Origin of the sequence: Variovorax sp. E3, assembly GCF_016082275.1 — a bacterium.
GTDB lineage: Bacteria > Pseudomonadota > Gammaproteobacteria > Burkholderiales > Burkholderiaceae_C > Variovorax.
The window spans coordinates 1-1,361 of sequence record NZ_MOWM01000329.1; the positions used below are offsets into that span (position 1 = coordinate 1).

3 protein-coding genes are annotated in these 1,361 nt (G+C 74.2%); all 3 read left to right on the forward strand.

What is annotated here, in order from left to right; translation table 11 throughout:
- The coding region (locus tag BMG07_RS40590; protein ID WP_198089198.1) for a type II secretion system protein GspK at nucleotides 1-421 on the forward strand (421 nt) is incomplete at its 5' end.
- On the forward strand, nucleotides 418-1,125 hold the full coding sequence (locus BMG07_RS40595; protein ID WP_198089199.1) for a type II secretion system protein GspL: 708 nt from the start codon (nucleotides 418-420) through the stop codon (nucleotides 1,123-1,125). The genes BMG07_RS40590 and BMG07_RS40595, both read left to right, overlap by 4 nt.
- Nucleotides 1,116-1,361 (forward strand): GspL/Epsl periplasmic domain-containing protein (locus BMG07_RS40600; RefSeq protein WP_307867334.1); only part of this gene is annotated, 246 nt, incomplete at its 3' end. The genes BMG07_RS40595 and BMG07_RS40600, both read left to right, overlap by 10 nt.

Genomic DNA, 1,361 nt, shown 5'->3' on the forward strand with positions numbered 1-1,361 from the left:
CGCGCAGGCGCCGCGCCTGCGCGCGCTCGACGACCTGCTGGCCGTGCCTGGCGTGGACGCCGGCGTGCTCGCGCGGCTTGTGCCCTTCGTGACTGTGCTGCCCGAGCGCACCTGGCTCAACGCCAACACCGCGCGCCCCGAGACCGTGGCGGCCGGCGTGGCCGGGCTGTCGCTGGACCGTGCCCGTGCCTTGCTCAACGCACGCGACCGGGGCCAGTGGTTCATCAACCGGGGCGACTTCGCGAACCGGCTGCGCATGCCCGAACTGGCCGTGGAGGAGGTGCGCATGGGCGTCACGAGCAACTGGTTTCGCGTGGCGAGCGTGCTCAGCACGCCGCGCACGCAGTTCGTGCAGAACGCCTTGCTGCACGACGACAAGGCCTCGCTGCCGCGCGTGGTGTGGCTGCGGGAGGGCGTGTGAAGGTCGACCTGCTGCGCCTGATGCTGCCGCCCTGGCCGGGCGAGGGCGCGGCCGATGTGCCGGTGCGCTTCGGCTACCGGCAGGCCGACGGGACGTGGCACGACGGCGGCACGCACGCGCTCGAAGGCCTGGCGGCAAAGTTCGGTGCGAAGCGCGCCGAGGTCTGCCTGCACCCGGGCGATGTGCCGATGGCCGCGTTCACGCTTCCGCCGTTGTCGGGGGCGCGCTTGCGCGCGGCCGTGCAGGGCGCCGTCGAGCCTTGCGCGCTGCAGCCGCTGGAAAAGCTCGCGACCGGCTTCGGGCCGCGCGCGGCCGACGGCACCGTGCCCGCGGCGTGGATCGCGCGCGGCGTGATGAACGGGTGGCTGGCGCTGCTGCGCCGGCACGGGCTTGCGGTGCGCGAACTGCAGTTGCCTTGCGCGTTCCTGCCGCATCCGGCCGAGGGCGGCGTGGGCTGCCGCATCGATGAATGGCGGGTCGTTCGCACCGGCAAGAACCAGGGCTTCGCGCAATGGCTGCCGGAAGGCGCGGCCGAACCGGCGGGCGAGGTGCAATGGCTCGGTGATGACGAAGCCGGCCAGCGCTGGTCGGGCGAGGGCTGGGGCTGGTCGCTGGCGGGCGGTGAAGCGGCCGGGGGTGGCGCGGGCGCCGCGCTGGTCGGGCCGCTGTCGGTTGGGCGGCCGTGGCGCTGGCCGTGTGGCTGACCGGCTTGAACGTCTACGCGAACCAACTTGCTGCTGAAGGCCAGGCGCTCAAGCGGCAGATGGCCGCGCGCGTGAAGGCCGCGTTCCCGGACGTGCCCGTCGTCGTCAACCCGGTGCAGCAGGCGAAGCAGCAGAGGGACGCGCTCGCGGCCGGCGTCGCGCCCGCGACCAGCAGCGACGCCGCGGGGCTTTTTTTCGCGCGACCTCGGCCCTGCTGGCGCCGACGCCGGCCGGCC